This is a genomic window from Streptomyces misionensis (assembly GCF_007896895.1).
Classification (GTDB): Bacteria; Actinomycetota; Actinomycetes; order Streptomycetales; family Streptomycetaceae; genus Streptomyces; species Streptomyces misionensis_A.
Genome location: NZ_VOGW01000064.1, coordinates 26,158 through 28,982, shown reverse-complemented (window position 1 = coordinate 28,982; position 2,825 = coordinate 26,158). Strand labels below are relative to the sequence as shown.

Here is a 2,825-nt window from a genome sequence, read left to right as displayed (position 1 = left end):
GGTCGGAGGCGGGAGGGGGTGGGGGAACGGGGGCGCGGGCGGGGGGCGGGGGCGGTGGGTGGCGGGGGGGGGGGGCGGGGCTGCGGGCGGGGCGGTGCGGGGCGCGGCCCGGCGCCGCGGCCGCCGCCCCGCGCCCCGCGGGGGCCCGGGGCACGGGGGTGGCGCGGGGTCCGGCGCTGGTACGAGCGCGAGCTGGGCTGGGCCGCCGTCCCCGGGCGTCCGCCGCGGCTGCCCACCGGGGTGCGGTTCGACGTCCTGGACGTGCCGGCCGAGGCGGGCGCGGGGGCGCTCCGGCATCTCGCGCCGGGTTCTCCGGTGGCCCTGCGGGGCGACCGGATGGAGCTGCTGGTGGCCGCGGGCGGCGCGGAGGAGCTGCCGGGGCTGCTGGAGTGGCTGGAATGGGGCGCCGTCGCGCTCGATCTGCGAGCCCTGGGGGCGGGTGACGCCCTCGCGGCCCCGCTGCCGCCGGGATGGCCGCCGTCGCCCTCAAACGGGCTTTCCCGGGCCGTTCCGGGCTCCCGCTCCGGGGGCGCTCCCGGATGCCTTGAGGGGGCCGCCGTGTGGCTGCGGCCCCCCGAGCCGGGGCGCGAGGCCGAGGCCTTGCTGCCCGCCATGCCGGCCATGGGGCGCGAGGGATGCGCCCCCGATCTCGTACGACTGGTGGACACGGTGGCGGCATGCTGTCACCGCGTCCGGCTGCGGCGGGCCGCCGGCCTCGCCGAAGGGGTCGTACCGTCGGACCGGTAATCGGTCGTCGTACCGGTAATCGGCCGCTGAATCAGCCGTTGGCCTTCTCGTAGGCCTCGCGGATGGACGCGGGAACGCGGCCGCGGTCGTTGACCTCCAGGCCGTTCTCCTTGGCCCAGGCGCGGATCGCCGCGGTGTCCTGGTTGCCGCCGGCGGCGGCACGGGCCTTTCCACGGCCGCCGGAGGCACGGCCCCCGGTACGCCGACCGCCCTTCACATAAGGGTCGAGAAGGCCGCGCAGCTTGTCCGCATTGGCGGTCGTGAGATCGATCTCGTACGTCTTGCCGTCCAGCGCGAACGTCACCGTCTCGTCCGCCTCGCCGCCGTCGAGGTCGTCGACAAGAAGGACCTGAACCTTCTGTGCCACCGGATTTCCTTTCATCGATAACGTTGAGGGTCAGGGTGCGCGCGTCCGCCCGTTTCGCTGCCCCTGTTATATGCAGTACTGCAGTACGTCGGAAAGCAAACCGCTTTTGCCGGAAAAACACAAACCCCTGGGAGAGGATCGCCGAGGACTCCCGGGCCGGAAAGCTGCGCGTTTCGGACATAGGGCACCGCGCATAGTCACGGCGGCAATGACGATCACAGATGCAGAAGCATCCGGCTGTTGCCCAAGGTGTTCGGTTTCACTCGTTCGAGACCGAGGAACTCCGCGACGCCCTCGTCATAGGAACGCAGCAGCTCCGCGTAGACATCGGTGTCGACCGGCGTCTCGCCGATCTCGACGAAGCCGTGCTTCCCGAAGAAGTCGACTTCGAAGGTCAGGCAGAAAACGCGGCGAACACCGAGCCAGCGCGCGGTGTGCAGCAACTTCTCCAGCAACTGATGGCCGACGCCCGCGCCCTTGAGGCCGGGCTTCACCGCCAGGGTGCGGACTTCCGCGAGGTCCTCCCACATGACGTGCAGCGCGCCGCAGCCGACGACCTCGGCGTTGTCGTCCCGTTCGGCGACCCAGAACTCCTGGATGTCCTCGTAAAGCGTGACCGTGGCTTTGTCGAGGAGGATGCGGTCGCGGACGTAGGCGTCGAGGAGGTGGCGCACGGCCGGGACATCGCTGGTGCGGGCACGGCGGACCGTGATGGCTTTTGCGGAGACTTCGGGACGCGCTGCTGACATGAGCCGGACGCTATCGCCCGTCGGCGCCCCGCGCCGAGCCGGGGTTCTCCTCTTGCCGCGCTTGCGCGGCTTCCGGTTCTCCGTCTTCCGGTTCTCCGGCTTCCGGCGGCTGCGTCCGGCTCACTTCGGGCGCTTCCCGGGTTTGCGGTCCCTGCACGATGCGTACGGCGTCCGCGAGGGCCTGGCGCTGTTCCTGACTCATCATCCCGAAGAAGGCGACGAGTGCGGCGGCCGGGTTGTCGCTCTGCGACCAGGCGTCGTTCATGAGTGCGGCGGCGTAGGCGGCCCGGGTGGAGACGGCCTCATATCGATAGGCGCGGCCTTCCGCCTCGCGGCGCACCCAGCCCTTCTGATGGAGATTGTCCAAAACCGTCATCACGGTGGTGTACGCGATGGAGCGTTCCTGCTGGAGGTCTTCCAGGACTTCTCGAACGGTCACCGGGCGGTTCCACTTCCACACCCGCGTCATGACCGCGTCTTCGAGTTCTCCCAAGGGGCGAGGCACAGCTCAGACAATAGTGGGAGATCCGGACAATGGCGTGCCAGACGTGCGCGAAGTCCACGGATGCGGGCAAAAAGGGCGCGAGCCGGGACGTGCACCGCTTTCCCGGCTCGCGGTGGTCCCCGCAGGGGCAGGGCTCAGGCGTCGCCGGCGGCGGACGCGTTGCGCGCACTCTCCGCGCGGGCGAGGGCGGCGTCCACGGCCGCGTCCTCCTTGCTCTTGGCGGCACCGCCCTGGGTCTTCACGATCACCCGGACCAAACCGATGAAGAACGCGGCCATGACGACCGGCGGAACAAGCGCGGAGACGTAGTCCATGGCACCAGGGTAGCCACGGCGGAACGGGCGAATGGTGCGGGGGGCGCAAACGCCGACAGGTCCTCCGGGGCGGGCGGGGGGCCGCTCCGTACGCGCGCGGGCGCGCCGCCGGGCCCGGCCCGGACGAAGAGCCGCCCGCGCCC

5 protein-coding genes are annotated in these 2,825 nt (G+C 71.4%); 1 reads left to right on the top strand and 4 read right to left on the bottom strand.

Going from position 1 to position 2,825, the window contains the following annotated elements:
- Window positions 1-54: 54 nt before the first annotated feature.
- Window positions 55-747 carry an SCO3374 family protein gene (locus FRZ03_RS11755; RefSeq protein WP_222443365.1) on the top strand — a complete coding sequence of 231 codons (693 nt, stop codon included), beginning with the start codon at window positions 55-57 and terminating at the stop codon, window positions 745-747.
- 31 nt (window positions 748-778) lie between these two features.
- Here the strand turns inward: FRZ03_RS11755 and FRZ03_RS11750 are convergent, their stop codons facing one another.
- The 4 genes from FRZ03_RS11750 to FRZ03_RS11735 form a co-directional block, all read right to left on the bottom strand.
- Complete coding sequence (locus tag FRZ03_RS11750) at window positions 779-1,114, bottom strand: histone-like nucleoid-structuring protein Lsr2 (RefSeq protein WP_146465087.1); 336 nt, start codon at window positions 1,112-1,114, stop codon at window positions 779-781.
- Window positions 1,115-1,329: 215 nt separating this feature from the next.
- Window positions 1,330-1,863 (bottom strand): amino-acid N-acetyltransferase, encoded by a 534-nt coding sequence (locus tag FRZ03_RS11745; RefSeq protein WP_070022485.1) that lies wholly within the window; start codon window positions 1,861-1,863, stop codon window positions 1,330-1,332.
- Window positions 1,864-1,873: 10 nt separating this feature from the next.
- Window positions 1,874-2,332, bottom strand: coding sequence for a BlaI/MecI/CopY family transcriptional regulator (locus FRZ03_RS11740; protein WP_146465136.1), 459 nt, complete (start codon window positions 2,330-2,332; stop codon window positions 1,874-1,876).
- 170 nt (window positions 2,333-2,502) lie between these two features.
- Window positions 2,503-2,682 carry a hypothetical protein gene (locus FRZ03_RS11735; RefSeq protein WP_146465086.1) on the bottom strand — a complete coding sequence of 60 codons (180 nt, stop codon included), beginning with the start codon at window positions 2,680-2,682 and terminating at the stop codon, window positions 2,503-2,505.
- Window positions 2,683-2,825: the final 143 nt, after the last annotated feature.